This is a genomic window from Sorangium sp. So ce834 (assembly GCF_051521425.1).
Classification (GTDB): Bacteria; Myxococcota_A; Polyangia; order Polyangiales; family Polyangiaceae; genus Sorangium; species Sorangium cellulosum_D.
Genome location: NZ_CP150351.1, coordinates 309362 through 323510, shown reverse-complemented (window position 1 = coordinate 323510; position 14149 = coordinate 309362). Strand labels below are relative to the sequence as shown.

The following is a 14149-nucleotide window of genomic DNA, read 5'->3' as shown; positions in this document are numbered from 1 at the left end:
CTAGACGCTCGCAGCTTGAGCGTGGCTTCGTCTAACGACGGCGCGCATTCCGAACACTTCGCAGCGAAACACCAATGCACTGTCAGTGCAAACTCGAGGCGCGCAAAAAAAGAGTCTATCTACGCTCCTTGAGTACCCAATCCCCGACCTTCACGCTGGTCGCCAGTTGCTCGTACTCTACCCAGTGCCCACCTGAACCGACAATTCCGGCCAGTGAGGCAAGCCCTCCTCGTCCCTCCTCCCAGCGCTTTCCCATAAGCACAAAATGTCCTACATTCTGAAAGATATGCTTCAGAGTCGCGGCGCCGACCCACTGCTCGGGAACGATGCGACGAGATAGACTGGGAACTGTAATCGGCTCGCCGCGGCGTACGACTGTAAACTCCATGCCCAGATAAAATTCTGATGCCCCCAAGTCGGCAAAAAACGACATGCCGTTATCAAGCGTCTCCAGGACCGGGAATCCACGTTCCTCCGCCGTCTGTCGCTCCAGCTCTGTTGTAATGAACCTCGAACCAGCCGGGTTCTCAATGGCCGCGTTCAGGTCGTTGACCTGGGGTCGTCGTGCTCGATCTCGATGGATACATGCCTGTAGAAGGACTTTCAACGGAGCCGGAACCGAATCCCGGAGGGACTCAACGCGCTGGCCCTCTTGAGCAATGAGCACAGGCAGAGCGGTCTTCCTCTCAAGACCATCGAACATCCTCTTCCCTGTAAAAAGCTCGAAAAGTATTGTTCCCAATCCGTAGATATCGTCGGGAGCGCTAAATTTCTCCCCCATAAGGTACTGAGGCGAAGCGTACCTCATGCTGCCGAGAAACTGACCAACATTCGTATGTAACGTCTCTGCGCTCTCGACGGTGAGCTCTGCGACACCAACATCCATAATCACGGGTGTTTCGTCAGCGCGCAGCATGACGTTCTCAGGCTTTAGATCTCGATGATAGACACCCTTAGCATGAAGGTGTTGAAGACCGTTCACGAGACCGAGGGCGATCGCGCGCAGGCGATCCCAGCTCACGCCTTCCGCTTCCACGCTCTTATTCCATCCTTCGAGCGTGGGTCCATCAATCCACTCCATGACGAGGAACTCGGGATCGTTGCCTGATGGTAGTAGTCCAAACGTTTTGACGATATTTGGGCTATTCAAAGCAGCTCCAAGGTCAGCTTCCTGCTGCACTCGTCTCAGCTGCCCTTCATGGGTGAACAACTCTCGCTTATACTGCTTAACTGCGACTGGCGTTCCGGCGGCGGGCAACCGACCGTCCGGCACTTGCACTACGCATTTGTGAACAATCGCGCTGCCCCCAGCACCAACAGCTTCTCGCTCAAGGTCGAGTCCAAAGCTCGTTAGGCGGCTCCTGAGTTGGCTGTTCGATGAGGTCGGGGTCGCAACAACAGACTCGTTCGCGGTGGGATCGATGGTCATGGTCGTGCGCGGAATTATAGATCAAGAACCAGGCACGGGGAAAGCTCGTCGACATCCTCCTGCGCAATGGGCTGACGTTCAGCGGTGGCGCGCAGCGCCGTCCGCCGCAGCGTAAGCGCCCGACCAACGCCATCGTGACCGCCCGTGCGGCGCCGGTTAGCTGTTCCCATCGCGACGAAGGAGGAAGCGATGGCGACGAGAGTGGAGTGGGCCGAGCGGGTGCAGCGATGGGAGCGGAGCGGACTGAGCGCCGAGCAGTTCGCACGGCGCGAGGGGTACAAGGCCAAGCAGCTGTACTGGTGGCGCTGGAAGCTGCGGGCTGAAGTGGCCTCCCAGCCGTCGCCTCCGTCGGTGGAGGCGCCGCGCTTTCTGCCGGTGCACGTGGTGGCCGACACATCGCCGGCGGCGGCAGAGCCGATCGAGATCGCGCTGCCCAACGGCCGGGTGGTCCGTGTTCGGCCGGGCTTCGACCCGGCCACGCTCGAGCGAGTGCTGGCGCTCGCTGCCGAGGAGGTGCCGTGCTGACGCTGCCGCCGTCGGTGCGCGTGTACGTCGCGGCCGAGCCGACCGACCTGCGGAAGAGCTTCGATGGCCTTTCGGCGCTGGTCGCGCAGTGCTTCGGAGCCGATCCGCTCTGCGGGCATCTGTTCGTGTTCAGGAATCGGCGAGGCGACCAGATCCGGATTTTGTTCTGGGATCGCACTGGGTACATGCTTGTGGCGAAGAAGCTGGCGTGCGGAAGGTTCCACTTGGCGCGCGACGTGCCGCAAGGGGCGACGCACGTCGAGGTCGAGTCCGCGGAGCTGTCGCTGATGCTCGAAGGGCTGGACCTGTCGACCGCGACACGGCGCAAGCGCTGGCGCCCGACGAGGGCCGAGACGGAGAAAACTCCGTCTGAAAACGGAACGCCTTGTTTGTCCGGCGCGCCGTGGATACATGGCGCGCCCGATGACCGAGCCGCCCGCACCGCCCGCCAAGCTACCCGTCGACATTGAGGATGTCCGGCGCAAGCTCGAGCAGCTGGCAGCCGAGGGGCGCATCGCGGACCTCATCGAGCTGGTCGTCCAGCTGCTCGTCGGGCAGCGAGACACCAACACCGCGCTGAGCGTCCGGCTGGCCAACGCGCTTCGTGAGCTGTACGGCCGCAAGAGCCAGAAGGTCAGCTCCGAGCAGCTGTCGCTCATGCTCGCGGCGCTCGGCGACGCGGAGCAGAAGGGCGGCGAGCCCGCGCCCGCTCCCTCGAACGAGGCGGCAGCGACAGAGCCGGGCGACGGCCCCGTACCGCAGCCGCCTGATCCTCCGAAGCCTCCGCGCGGCCGCGGTGGCCGCGCGCCGCTGCCCAAGGACCTGCCGCGCGAGGAGCGCGTCATCCAGGTCCCTGAGGCCGAGCGCGCCTGCGAGCAGTGCGGGGAGACGAAACAGTGCATCGGCTATCGCACCAGCGAGGTCCTCGAGTTCGTGCCGGCCCAGTTCCGGATCATCGAGGAGAAGCGCGAGAAGCTGGCCTGCCCCGCCTGCCCCGAGGAGGGCGTCGTCACCGCGGCGAGCGAGAAGGTCATGGATCGGGGCCGACCGGGACCGGGCCTGCTCGCGCACATCCTCGTGCACAAGTACCACGATTCGACGCCGCTCTACCGGCAAACGCAGCAGTACGAGCGCAGCGGCGTGTCGCTGTCGCCCTCGACCCTCGGCGACTGGGCGGCGTTCGGGGTCGACGTGCTCACCCCGGTCGCCGACCGCATCTTCGAGCGGGTGGTCGAGGCGTTCTACCTGCATGTGGACGACACGGGCCTGCGCGTGCTCGATCGCGATCATCCCAACGGGGTCAAGCGCGGGCATGTCTGGTCGTTCGCGGCCCAGGTCGATGATGGCACCAAGCTGGTTGCGTTTCGTTATGCCCCGGACTGGAGCTCGAAGCGGCCGGCCGTGATGCTCGCCGGCTTCTGCGGGTACATGCAGGGCGACGGCTACGCCGGCTATGACGCGATGGAGGACGAGGACGGCGCCCCCGTGGTGCCTGACGAGCGCCGTCTCAGCTGCGGCATGCACATCCGCGCCAAGTTCGAGAAGGCGGCGAAGAGCGGCGATGCGCGCGCCGCCATCGCGCTGTCGTACTTCAAGACGATCTACCGGGTGGAGGCCGCCTGCAAGGCCGAAGGACTGGGGCCCGATGCGCGCAAAGAGCGACGCGACGAGCAGTCGCTCGGTGCGGTCGATGAGCTGTATCGGTGGATTCGCGAGCTGCACCCGCGGCTCGTACCGAAGACACCGCTCTACGAAGCGACCCGCTACGCGCTCGGTCAAGAGGCGGCGTGGCGGCGCTGCTTCACCGACGGTCGATTCGAGATCGACAACGGTGAGGCCGAGCGAAGCCTGCGGCGTATCTCGATCGGCCGGAAGAACTACCTGTTTGCCGGCTCGGACAAGGGAGCAGAGCGCCTCGCCCGTGCGTATACCGTCTTCGGCTCCTGCCAGCTGAACGGCATCGACCCGCTGGCGTGGGCCACGGACGTCATCGGCAAGCTGCAAGCCGGCTGGCCGCTGTCGCGCCTGGACGAGCTGCTGCCCGACGCCTGGGGCAAGTCGCCGGCGACCGACGCGTGAGCCGAGGCCCCCCCCGGGGGGGGCGGCGGCTGATCGAACAGATCGCGGGGAGCGCGAGAGCCGCCGCCTGGTGCGCTGCGGCGGCGCGGTCGCGTATGGCCGCGGACGGCCGCGGCTGCGCCGGGCGCCGCTCCGCGCGGGCCTCGCCGCCTGCGAACGCGCGCGCACGGCTCGCAGCGGCGAAACGGCGGAGCGTGCTCGCGGGAGCGCGACGGCACAAGATGGCGCCTGTCGGGCGGTTACGCCGCAGCGACGTGCTGAACCGCCGAGCCGGAAGTCGGATCGAACGTGCCGTGCTCCAAGATGAACCGCGCCCAAGCACGCAAAATGTGCCGCGTAACGTTTCGATACGATGATGAGTCGATATCTTCTAACAATGAGCGAACACCGTCCTCAAAGCTAACATTCGGATCCTTGCTGGATTCCGCCTCCGCGCTTACGGCCACCGCGATCTTCGGTTTTGCCACCGCTGCCGTCGCGATCATACGCGCCATAGCTTTCGGCCGCGCTGCAACCACACGCCTCCCAAGAGGCGTAAGGACAACTTCTGTCGGCGTATATAGCAGCACGCCGAGCGACTTTAGATCGTACAGCTGCTTCGAGCGCTCCTTCGAGCGCCGAAATCGAAATTCGTTCTGCGGTAGGCTCCGCAGAAACTCAAGCAGCTTTTCGGGCCGAAGCTGTGGCGTGTAGAACGCTTCACCTTGACCACGACGCGCAGGGGCGCTGCTCAGTCGCGCTAGGATGCTCAGCCCGCAATAGCGAGCCCATGCGACGAAGAACTCAGCATACGCCGCCCAGGTTTTCTGAGCAAATGTAAAGCTCGAGTAGCCGCGCTTCAGTGCGGCTATTACATCTGCTGGTAGGATGTCCCCGCCCTGTGCACGAAGGAGCCGTACGACAATATGCTTCTCGAGACGCTTCTTCATGAACGCTCTAAAATCTTCCTCAGAGCGGACATCATCTCTCACCACATAGCGGTCCAGCCTCTTTGACACCGCACCAACATTGCGCAGTTCTCGAAGGTGGTTAAGCGCCGTCCCTTCAGACACTCCCAACGTAAGCTGAACGTCCTGCACACGCCCACGTGCCCGCTTGCTGAGCAGCACATTCAGAGCTTCGGCGCAGGGACCAGGGTACTGGCGCAACAGGAAGCTCTCTTCAAGCCGAGGCGGCGTGCCTTCCACGATGTAGTCACGGAAAATGTCCCAATATACTGTATACTTGCCTCCTGTTCGGACAATGAGTCGCTTTGCGAGCAGGCGGTTCACGACGGGTTCGGCAACCCTCTCATCCACCTCCGAAACATCGAATGGGTCGCCGTCGTACCCGCGCTGCGCGATCAACTTTAGCGCTCTCGCCTCATCCGGATTTAGCGAATCACGATCTCGATCGAACAGATCTTGAACGTTCAGCTCCTGATCGATGAGATCGTCTGGACTGAGGCCTTTTCGTAATTCATGGTAGCAGTGGGTGGCAAGCTTCTTGGTCAACCAAGGGAATCCTTGCGAGCCCTCTCTGAGTCGTCGCCTCAGCGGCTGCGGAATCGGCTGCCCGCTCTGCTGTTGTAGCTGTAAGATTACCTTTTCTACCTCAGCGGATCCAAACCTGTCTATCGAAAATGCCACCGCGTGCTCGCGTGCCTGCTGCCACAAACCGTATGCTGGGTTATCCATCGGGATGCTTATCTCCGACTTCCAACTAAATCCTAGAATAAGGTTCTGGGCACGAGCTGTCACATCCATCATCAGCTTATGAAATGCGCGAAACAGCTCCGTCTTTCGAAATACGTCTTCAAATTGATCGAAGACGAGAACGAGGATGCGTCCCTCCCTTCGAAGCCAAGAAAATAGATCGTCGAAGTTCTCGTCAGCGAGCAAGTCAAACCACGACGGCACTCGGATGCTGGATGCAATCGGCTTCGGTATGAAACCGGCTTCCGCAGCGTGGGCGAGAAGCTGCGAAACCGCCATCCCGACAAATGTGCTTGTGTTCGCACTGCGAGAATCAACGGCAAAAACGAAGAAGGTATTCCTGTTGCGCTTGTTGCGAGCTCGAGAGCGGAGGTGGGCGATCACGGAACTCTTTCCCCAGCCTGACTTTCCCTCGACGAAGAACACTCGAGGTGCTTGGTTGTCCTCGAGCGGCGCTCGCACGAATCGATACAGGTCCGTGTTTAGGCGCTCTCGGCCGACGAAGTACTTCGTTCCAACCGGCCGCAAGTCAGTCCATTCAACAGATTCTTGAACCTGTGCAACCGTTTCAATCTCACGTGGGGCCGACGCCACGTTCTCCACGCGATCAAAACGTAGCTGCTGCAGGTCCTGCAATTCCTCTTTAAGCGTGGATTTCGCGCCTACGATGCCGATCTGGGGCGTGAGAAATCCGGCGCAGTAAAAGGAACGCCTTGAAAGAAAGGCTCGGCGTGGCGACCCGCCCGGGTTGCTATGACCAAACGAAGACGCACGCCGAGCACCTCCAAGGTGCGTCGACGCGAGCTCGGGTTCAAGAGGAAAGGCGACGGGCGGCACCAGGAGCGAATCCGGCGGCCAGACCCTTCCAGGATTCACGTCGAGCCCACGGAGAAGAACCTGACGGGCGTCGCAGGGCTTGCCCCGTTCGGCGCCTTCCTCCGCGAGCTCGGCGTCGACGTGGCCCTGAGCCGCAGGTTTTCCCGGCTCAAGACGGGCCGCTCGGTCATCTACCCGATGGCCGCGCAGATGCGCCTGCTGATGGACAGCGCGCTCGCCGGCGAGGAGCGCGTCTTCGGCATCGAGGCGCTCGCCGTCGATCCGCTCTTCGCGCGTCTGGCAGGCGGGGTCGTCCCCAGCATCGACACCGTCTACCGGGACCTGTGCCGCTTCGATGAGGAGGCGCTCGAAGCACTGCACAGCATGGTCGTCGACCACGGGCTCGCCCTCGTTGCTCGCCGAAAGCATCGGTTCGTGCACATCGACGTGGACACGACCGTGGAGCCGCTCTTCGGGATGCAGGAGGGGGCGCTTCCGGGCCCGAATCCGCGATACCACGGTCGACCGAGCTATCATCCGATCCTGGCGCGCATCGCCGAGGCCGACGCCATCGTCGGAGCCAAGCTGCGACCTGGCGACACGAGCTTCGGCGAAGCCGATGTACCTTTCGTCGAGGAATGCATCGACCGGGCGCGCGCCGCAGCGCCGAGCGCGGTCATCTACGTGCGGATCGATGGCGCGGGAGATTGCAGCGCCTTGATGCACGCCGTTGCCGCGAAGGGATGCTTTTTCCTCACCAAGGCGCGGATGAGTCCCGATCTGGTGGGCATGGTCGCACACGCCACTGGATGGCGTACCATCGACCGGGATGCCGACGGTCGTCCTCGACGGCAGGTGGCCGAGGTCCCCTTCCGGCGCAGCGAATGGCCGGATGGGGTCCGCGTCATCGCCGTACGCACACGCGACCGGGAGAACGGCAAGCAGATCTACCTCTGGGAAGGCCTCGACTACACGGTGCAGGTCTTCTTGACCAACGAGCCGGTCGAAGCGCCGGAGGACGTCGCGGGGCGATATGACCTGCGCGCGGGCATCGAGCCGCTTATCGGCGATCTCAAGCACGGGTGGGGATGCGGTCGCGTGCCGAGCCACTGCTTCAACGCCAATCATGCCGCGCTGCTGCTGAAGCTGCTCACCGCCAACCTGATGCGCCGCTTTGTGCTGGAGCACGTTCCGCACCTGGCGAGCTGGCGAACGCCGTGGCTGCGCCGCGCGCTCATCCTCGTCCCGGGAAGGTTGGCCCGGTCGGGTCGGGGCACGACCCTGCACGTGCCGGAGCGCTCGCAGCTCGCCCGCTGGCTGAATTGAGTCCGGACCAGCCGAAATCATCGCGGGGGTAAGGGGGGCGTGTGCCTTCGTGACGCTGTGGGTGCACCAATGTGTAATTGGCATCGCATTCTTCGGCGGAACGATGCTCGCACGTCGCCGTCAGCCCACTCGTGCCCCATGGGCGCGAAATCCACGTTAAGAAACGCAAGTACGGCATCCGCGTCGACCGATCGAAGCTCGGAATTGTCAGCAGAGCACATAGAGTAGTGCGAGGGTGCCGCTCCCATCGCGTATAGGTGGACCCAGGCCTTAAAGCGCGGCGTGTACAACAAAATCAACTTGGTCGCAACGAGCTGCGGATTGCGAAGTTCTGGAGCGCGGGCGACCATGCCGGCATCCTGCAGTAGTTCCATTAGCTTTTCTGGACCAATAAACGTGATCAAAGATTCGTGACCTCTTCGGAGTTCATCCGCGACGCCAGCGGCGTTCTGCTGCAGTTCGCTCGTGTGGACGAAGTAGCCGTGGCCAGCTTTTTTTGCGACCAGCAGGTCATATGCGAAGTTCTTGAGGTCGTCGGCGACAACTGTAAGACGCGCCTTGCATTCGACGAGTGCTGTATCGCTGCGGTCACGGTGGTCGCAAAGCAGGTCGATCTCCGTTCCGGTGAATCGAATGCGCTGCACTACCGAGTAACGCTGCTTCTCCATGAGCGTCCGGAACATGTCCTCAAGAAAATCACCTTTTTCTTTCTGGGAGTGTTCCTCGGAGAGTTCGATGCGGACTTGTTTGATCATCTTCAATCTCTATCTATAACGTTACCGCGCTTTGACGTAGCATGCCGTTGTCATCGATTCGCGTCAAAGATATCGATCTCGCTCGGTGGCAAATGATGGTGCGCCGCAGAAACTGATAGCACGATCGGCCCGCCTCGCTCCCGCTAGAGCGCGCGACGAGCTGGACACCCCGCTGGACTCCGTGATACGGCGGTACACGATGCGACTCGCGGTTGGCCTCTGTGAGATCGACCTGCCCCACGCTCTGCGAGCGAAAAACGCCAGGGGCAGCCGCCAGCCTCGCCTGGAAATACCTCTTCCCCGCCGCTCGCCCTTGCCTTGGGATAGCGACTAGCCGACGCGTCGTGTGCCACCTGCACGAATTGGCACTGCAAAGGGCCGTGCGCGATACGGGACGCGCGGCGGGATTCACCAAGCGTGCGGCATACCATACCCTCCGCCACAGCATCGCGACCCAACTGCTCGAGGCGGGCAGCGACATCCGATTCAGACACCGCTCGGCCATAAGGATGTGTGGACCACGATGATCTACACCCACATCATCACCGCGGCCATCTCAGCGTCGTCTACCCCTCGACCGCTGACCGTCGCCTCATTGTGGAGCGCCTTGGATTCCAAATCCACCCCGTCATGCCGTCCCCACTCATCGTGGAAAGGTAGCGTATCCGACGGCTACCCCGCCTTGTCAAGGAGACCAAGACAGGAGCGTGAGGGCTCCACGCCGGACGACGGTGCGAACCGGCTCTCGAAGCCTACCCCTTTGAACCGAGATAGTCGCCCTGCAACGACCCGGCCAGTCATCGGCCAGGCCTTTCGAGGTGCCGCTGTATGTCGATCTGCCATTACGCGGTGCAGCGTCTGCAGCAAAGCACCCACCAGCACTGCGTCGCGGTGAGGAACACCAAGGTTGGCCGCAGGCGTTCGAGCTGAAGCCAGCGAGGGAGCGCCGTCAAGCGCCGGCGGGACGCTTGCGCGGCCTCCCACGCGTCATCTCGGGCATTGCGGCCGGTCGGAACAATGCCGCTGGTGTCACACCGAGCGCATTGGCGATCGCTACAAGAGCCGCGACGCTGACCTTGGTCTTGGCGCGTTCGAGGCGATGGAGCAGGCCAGGGCTCACCTTCGCCACTGCCGCCAGCTCGTCTTGGGTGAGCCCTCGCCTGACCCGCAGCCGCTGGACGTTCGCCGCGATGTACCGAAAAACCGTATCAGTCTCGATGGGTTCCATCGCCACGGGCTGAACCTGGGCAGGCAAAAAGTAGTCGTAGATGGCGACTTTCCTTGACTCGGATCGTGCCTCGCACGTACCCTGAACAAAACAAAAAGTGCCCCCGCGACGGCTGGCACCGTCCGGAGGCGTGGCCGAACCCCGCGTTCACGAGGTCCGACATGGAAACCGTACGTCTACGCCCTGACCAGGGCCAAGAGATCGATCCGCCCTCCCGTCGCCGTCCCCGTCCCGCTGCTCTCAACGGGCTCGCCCGCCCGCCCCAACCCCTCCGTCAGCAGCCCCCGCCCCCCTCCGTCTACCTCGACCCCACCGCGCTCCTCGAACAGCGCCCGCTCATCCGCCGCACCCTCCGCGCCCGCGGCGTTCTCCCCGCCGATCTCGACGACCTCACCCAGGACACCCTCCTCGGCGCCTGGCGCAGCCTGCGCGCCGGCCGCTTCCGCCCCTCCCCCGCCCTCCTTCCTCCCGCCGACGCCCTCCGCCGCTGGCTCGCCGGCATCGCCTCGCGGCAGGCCTCGCACTACCGCGACAAGGCCCACCGCCGCCACGAGCTCCCCGCGGTCGACCCGGACCGCCTCTCCGCCTTCGCCGCCCCCTCTCCCGAGGCCCGCCTCGTCGCCCGCGGCCTCCTCCGCGCCTTCCACCGTCTCCGCCCCGAGCTGCGCGAGATCCTGTCGCTCGCCGCCACCGGCCTTTCCTCGCTCGAGATCGCCGCCTCCCTCTCGCTCCCGCGCCCCACGGTCGCCACCCGCCTCCGCCTCGCGCGCCGCCTCTTCGCCCGCGCCCTGACCCGCTCTCGGAGGTGGCCCCGATGAGCCCGATGAGCCCCTCCCCCGTCGACGCCCCCGCCGAGACGGCGGCCGAGCTGCCGACCGCGACCGAGGCCGCCCTCCTCGAGATGGTGCTCGGCCTGCCCGGCGTCGGCCCGCGCCTCCTCGGCACGGCCGCTCTCCCCTCGCTCGGCCGCCTCTCGCCCGCGGCGCTGGCCGAGCGCACCCAGATCGCCCTCTTCGACGCGACCCGGCTCGCCGCCGCCTTCGAGCTCGGCCGCCGCACCCACGCCGCCCGCGCGCGCCGGGGCGCGCTCCTCACCGACGCCGCCCGCGTGGCGCGGTACTTCGGCCCGAGGCTCGCCTCCCTGGTCCACGAGGAGCTCTGGATCGCCGCGCTCGACGCCCACGGCCGCGTCCGCGAGACGCGCCTGCTCGCCCGCGGTTCCGACGACGCCCTCTACGTCGGCCGCTCCACCGTCCTGCGCACGGCGCTGGACATGGCCGCCCACAGCTTCGTCCTGGCCCACAACCACCCCAGCGGCGATCCGACGCCGACCCGCGAGGACGAAGCGATGACCCTGGAGCTGCGCCACCTCGGCTCAGAGCTGCACGTCCCGCTCAACGCCCACGTCATCGTCACCCCCAGCGGCCGCTACGCCGCCGTCCACGAGTAGGCCCTCGCCACGCGCAGCACCCCGCCGCCGGCGCGCTGCGCCCCTGCGCATCCAGCCGAAAGCCTCAGAGCATCGCGCCGGCCGACGGCTCCGCACGCCTCCGGCAGCGGCGGCTCAGGCTGGCGGATGGCGCCCCCACCCCATCTGGTCCGGCCTGGTGGATGGCCATCGCGGAAGTCTCTGGTCACAACACCGGGCAGGATCCGCGCAATGACGGCCGGCGGGACGCTTGGCGCCGCATGCCTGGATGGAGTGCGGCACAGCCCGCCGCGATGCGGGGGCTCGTCCGTCGCATCCGTGCGTGATACGCTCCACCCAAGATGGTCGATCCTGAAGCGGCACCTCCGGTCTACAATGAGGACGGCGTCGACCTTACGCTCATCCGCTGGATGCTAAGCCTCACGCCAGCAGATCGGGTCGCCACCCTCCAGGCCCACATCGACTTCGTCGCGCTCGCCCGTGAGAGCAGGCGCGCGCGAGAACCGCATGCCCGCTCCAACGAAGATCGCTGAACTGCTCGGGGTGCTCGCCCGGCATCACGTCGACTTCATTGTCGTCGGTGGCGTCGCCGCCGTGATCCAGGGAGCCCCCGTCAACACGTCGATCTGGACGTCGTACACGCTCGCACGCCGGACAATATCGAACGGCTGCTCGGTGCGCTGCGTGAGCTCGATGCCGTCTACCGGATAGATCTCCAGAGGAGGCTTTCACCAACCGCCTCTCATCTGGCCTCCACTGGGCACCAGCTGCTGGCGACCAGCATGGGAACGCTGGACCTTCTGGGCACAATCGAGGAAGGGACATCGTACGAGGAGCTCTTGGCCGACAGCGAGGAGCTGGATCTCGGCGGGATTCCAATACGTGTCATCACGCTCGAACGGCTCATCGCGATCAAGGAGAAGCTCACCCGACCCAAGGATCAGGTCATGCTACAGGTGCTCCGCGCCACGCTCGACGAACGGAGACGGATCTGAGCACGGATGCCGTTCGCATCTCTCGCATCCCCGGTCCACGAGGAGCTGTGGATCGCCGCGCTCGACCCCCACGGCCGCGTCCGCGAGGCGCGCCAGCTCGCCCGCGGTTCCGACGACGCCCTCCACGTCGGCCGCTCCAACGAGCTGGAGCGCGGAGCCACCGGCCGTGCTGAACCGCGCGAGGGCGCTTCAGCGCCAGACGAAGCGGTAGCGCTCGGGCCCACCATAGATGCAGAGCTCCCGCTGCGCCTTGTCCCACGTGTTGCCCCAGACGCGCGCGCGCACCACGACGGGCTCCTCCGGCGCGGGCGGCGAAGGATCTCCCTTCACTCCGAACACCTCGACGGCGGCATCCGGGGCAGCCTGGAGCGCCGCTTGGAGGGCGATCACCAAGTCCCCTTCGCTGCGCGCAGCGACCGTTGTCCGTGGCTCGCGGCTGTAGGGGTCTGCCGCGACGTCGAGCACCGAGATGCCGTCGCGGTACCACATCGAGGCATGCTGGTCCGTGCCCTCCGGCACCGGCGCGGCACCGAGCGCAGCCGCAACCGCCAGGCCGACACGCGCCTTGATCTGGCACGAGCACGGAAGCTCGCCCTCGTCCGCGCTGGCGACGCCGAGGCGCTCGAGGCACACCGGCCAGGACACGGCGATCGGCGTGGGCTCCAGGTGCTCGTCCTCCAGGTGCACCGCGCCCTCGGCGTCGACGGCGTAGCTCACGCTGCCCAGGATCTCTGCGCCGATCGGGACGAGCTGGCCCTCGTCCACGCTCGCGGCCTCCTTCGCGGCTGGCCGGTCCGGCCACGCGCCGACGATGCCGGACGGCCCCCACTGCAAGTTGGCGAAGCGGAGGCCGCCCAGGCGCTCTTCGAAGTCGAAAGCCGCCTCGTGCGCCGGCAGCTCCCAGCAGGAGAGCAGGTGCTCGAGCGAGGCCCGCTCCCCCTTGCGCCGGGGGTCGACGCGCGCGCCGAGCCGTAAGAGCCCACGGACGGCGCGCGGCGTGAGCTGCGGGCCCAGCGTGTCCTCGGCGCCGGTGAAATCACGGATGCGTGCACCCCGATCGTCGACGGTCTCCCAGGACAGCAGCGTGCCCGCGAAGAGCCGTGTTTGCTCCAGGCGCGGAGGCCCTGGCGGCGCCCACACATGGCCGGAGGTGCCCGCCTCCCCAGCGCCCGCGAGGAGCGCGATCGCGCCGCCTTCGCGGAGCACCTCGGGTGACGGCGCCACCGGCGCGCTCCTCGGCGGTTCGATCTGCAGCTCGGCGGCGGCTGTCGTGAGCTCCGCGCCGATCGCTCCGCACGCCGAGCCCGCGGCACGCAGCGCGGCGATCGCGTCCTCCAGGGCGGGGGCCCACACGAGCGTGTCGCGCTCCCCCTCGTCCCGGAGCGGGTGTCCGTCAGCGATGACGAGCGAGTCGCGGCGGAAGAAGCGGTGGAAGCTGTCCGTGGCCTCGACGACAGGCTCCGCACCGAGCGCTCCCGCGAGCGCCGCGCCCACGTACGGGCGGAATCGCAAGCGCAGCGCCCCTTTCGCGAGTGGCTCGAGGCTGGCGAGGAGGGCGATCTTCTCGAGCAGGGTCCAGGGGCTCGTGGCGACCGGGGTGAGCTCCTTGTCTCGCGGTGCGGCGCGCATCCGGTAGAGCACGCCACGGGCATCGATGAAGTACACGGCTCCTCGGCTGCAGCCGACCGGAACAGCAACTTCTCCGTCGGGCGTTCGCCTGGCCGGCCAGTGCACTATCTGGCGCGCTGACGAGAAGGTGAGCGAGAGTCCGAGCACAGAGAGGCCGCCGACGTCACGGTGGAACTGGAGCGCGGTGTCGAGTTCCGGGAGCCCCTTGCCGCGCAGGACGGCCCGGAGCGACGCTTCGTCCACA

The 14149-nt window shown here is 65.6% G+C and carries 14 protein-coding genes; 9 read left to right on the top strand and 5 right to left on the bottom strand.

Annotated elements, in window-relative coordinates; genetic code table 11:
• Positions 1-115 precede the first annotated feature (115 nt).
• Complete coding sequence (locus WMF20_RS01240) at positions 116-1429, bottom strand: serine/threonine protein kinase (RefSeq protein WP_437609948.1); 1314 nt, start codon at positions 1427-1429, stop codon at positions 116-118.
• A 189-nt stretch (positions 1430-1618) separates the two neighbouring features.
• Here WMF20_RS01240 and tnpA point away from each other — a divergent pair, with 189 nt between their 5' ends.
• The 3 genes from tnpA to tnpC are packed head-to-tail and all read left to right on the top strand — an operon-like array spanning position 1619 to position 4033.
• Complete coding sequence (tnpA, locus tag WMF20_RS01235) at positions 1619-1954, top strand: IS66 family insertion sequence element accessory protein TnpA (RefSeq protein WP_437606002.1); 336 nt, start codon at positions 1619-1621, stop codon at positions 1952-1954.
• Positions 1948-2424, top strand: coding sequence for an IS66 family insertion sequence element accessory protein TnpB (gene tnpB, locus WMF20_RS01230; protein ID WP_437605159.1), 477 nt, complete (start codon positions 1948-1950; stop codon positions 2422-2424). The genes tnpA and tnpB overlap by 7 nt, the downstream gene beginning before the upstream one ends.
• Positions 2366-4033, top strand: a complete 1668-nt coding sequence (gene tnpC / locus WMF20_RS01225; protein ID WP_437606308.1) for an IS66 family transposase — start codon at positions 2366-2368, stop codon at positions 4031-4033. Before tnpB ends, tnpC begins: the two co-directional genes overlap by 59 nt.
• A 239-nt stretch (positions 4034-4272) precedes the next feature.
• Here tnpC and WMF20_RS01220 read toward each other — a convergent pair whose 3' ends face one another.
• A complete protein-coding gene (locus WMF20_RS01220) occupies positions 4273-6363 on the bottom strand; it encodes an ATP-binding protein (protein ID WP_437609946.1) in 2091 nt (696 codons plus the stop codon).
• Positions 6364-6480: 117 nt separating this feature from the next.
• On the opposite strand from WMF20_RS01220, the gene WMF20_RS01215 reads away from it, so the two are divergent.
• Positions 6481-7869, top strand: coding sequence for an IS1380 family transposase (locus tag WMF20_RS01215; protein ID WP_437606646.1), 1389 nt, complete (start codon positions 6481-6483; stop codon positions 7867-7869).
• Between the two features lie 17 nt (positions 7870-7886).
• On the opposite strand, the gene WMF20_RS01210 is transcribed toward WMF20_RS01215, so the two are convergent.
• Entirely contained in the window at positions 7887-8624 is a 738-nt protein-coding gene (locus tag WMF20_RS01210) for a restriction endonuclease (RefSeq protein ID WP_437609944.1), read from the bottom strand.
• A 221-nt stretch (positions 8625-8845) separates the two neighbouring features.
• Here WMF20_RS01210 and WMF20_RS01205 point away from each other — a divergent pair, with 221 nt between their 5' ends.
• Positions 8846-9151, top strand: coding sequence for a tyrosine-type recombinase/integrase (locus tag WMF20_RS01205; RefSeq protein WP_437617257.1), 306 nt, complete (start codon positions 8846-8848; stop codon positions 9149-9151).
• A 422-nt stretch (positions 9152-9573) separates the two neighbouring features.
• Here WMF20_RS01205 and WMF20_RS01200 read toward each other — a convergent pair whose 3' ends face one another.
• Positions 9574-9852: a helix-turn-helix domain-containing protein gene (locus tag WMF20_RS01200; RefSeq protein WP_437617256.1), complete on the bottom strand. Its 279-nt coding sequence runs from the start codon at positions 9850-9852 to the stop codon at positions 9574-9576.
• 161 nt (positions 9853-10013) lie between these two features.
• Between WMF20_RS01200 and WMF20_RS01195 the strand changes: the two genes are divergently transcribed.
• The 4 genes from WMF20_RS01195 to WMF20_RS01180 all read left to right on the top strand — a co-directional run bounded on the left by WMF20_RS01195 (position 10014) and on the right by WMF20_RS01180 (position 12276).
• Positions 10014-10670, top strand: a complete 657-nt coding sequence (locus WMF20_RS01195; protein WP_437609942.1) for an RNA polymerase sigma factor — start codon at positions 10014-10016, stop codon at positions 10668-10670.
• 5 nt (positions 10671-10675) lie between these two features.
• Positions 10676-11302 (top strand): JAB domain-containing protein, encoded by a 627-nt coding sequence (locus tag WMF20_RS01190; RefSeq protein WP_437609940.1) that lies wholly within the window; start codon positions 10676-10678, stop codon positions 11300-11302.
• Positions 11303-11622: 320 nt separating this feature from the next.
• A complete protein-coding gene (locus WMF20_RS01185) occupies positions 11623-11814 on the top strand; it encodes a hypothetical protein (protein ID WP_437609938.1) in 192 nt (63 codons plus the stop codon).
• Between the two features lie 249 nt (positions 11815-12063).
• Positions 12064-12276, top strand: coding sequence for a nucleotidyltransferase (locus WMF20_RS01180; protein WP_437609936.1), 213 nt, complete (start codon positions 12064-12066; stop codon positions 12274-12276).
• Between the two features lie 189 nt (positions 12277-12465).
• On the opposite strand, the gene WMF20_RS01175 is transcribed toward WMF20_RS01180, so the two are convergent.
• Positions 12466-14148, bottom strand: a complete 1683-nt coding sequence (locus tag WMF20_RS01175; RefSeq protein WP_437609934.1) for a hypothetical protein — start codon at positions 14146-14148, stop codon at positions 12466-12468.
• Between the last annotated feature and the right edge of the window lies 1 nt (position 14149).

Excerpts from the sequence above, each read along its gene's own strand:
- WMF20_RS01240 (WP_437609948.1), bottom strand. The coding sequence starts at position 1,429 with ATGACCATCGATCCCACCGCGAACGAGTCTGTTGTTGCGACCCCGACC.
- tnpA (WP_437606002.1), top strand. The coding sequence starts at position 1,619 with ATGGCGACGAGAGTGGAGTGGGCCGAGCGGGTGCAGCGATGGGAGCGG.
- tnpC (WP_437606308.1), top strand. The coding sequence starts at position 2,366 with ATGGCGCGCCCGATGACCGAGCCGCCCGCACCGCCCGCCAAGCTACCC.
- WMF20_RS01215 (WP_437606646.1), top strand. The coding sequence starts at position 6,481 with ATGACCAAACGAAGACGCACGCCGAGCACCTCCAAGGTGCGTCGACGC.
- WMF20_RS01210 (WP_437609944.1), bottom strand. The coding sequence starts at position 8,624 with ATGATCAAACAAGTCCGCATCGAACTCTCCGAGGAACACTCCCAGAAA.
- WMF20_RS01200 (WP_437617256.1), bottom strand. The coding sequence starts at position 9,852 with ATGGAACCCATCGAGACTGATACGGTTTTTCGGTACATCGCGGCGAAC.
- WMF20_RS01195 (WP_437609942.1), top strand. The coding sequence starts at position 10,014 with ATGGAAACCGTACGTCTACGCCCTGACCAGGGCCAAGAGATCGATCCG.
- WMF20_RS01190 (WP_437609940.1), top strand. The coding sequence starts at position 10,676 with ATGAGCCCCTCCCCCGTCGACGCCCCCGCCGAGACGGCGGCCGAGCTG.
- WMF20_RS01185 (WP_437609938.1), top strand. The coding sequence starts at position 11,623 with ATGGTCGATCCTGAAGCGGCACCTCCGGTCTACAATGAGGACGGCGTC.
- WMF20_RS01180 (WP_437609936.1), top strand. The coding sequence starts at position 12,064 with ATGGGAACGCTGGACCTTCTGGGCACAATCGAGGAAGGGACATCGTAC.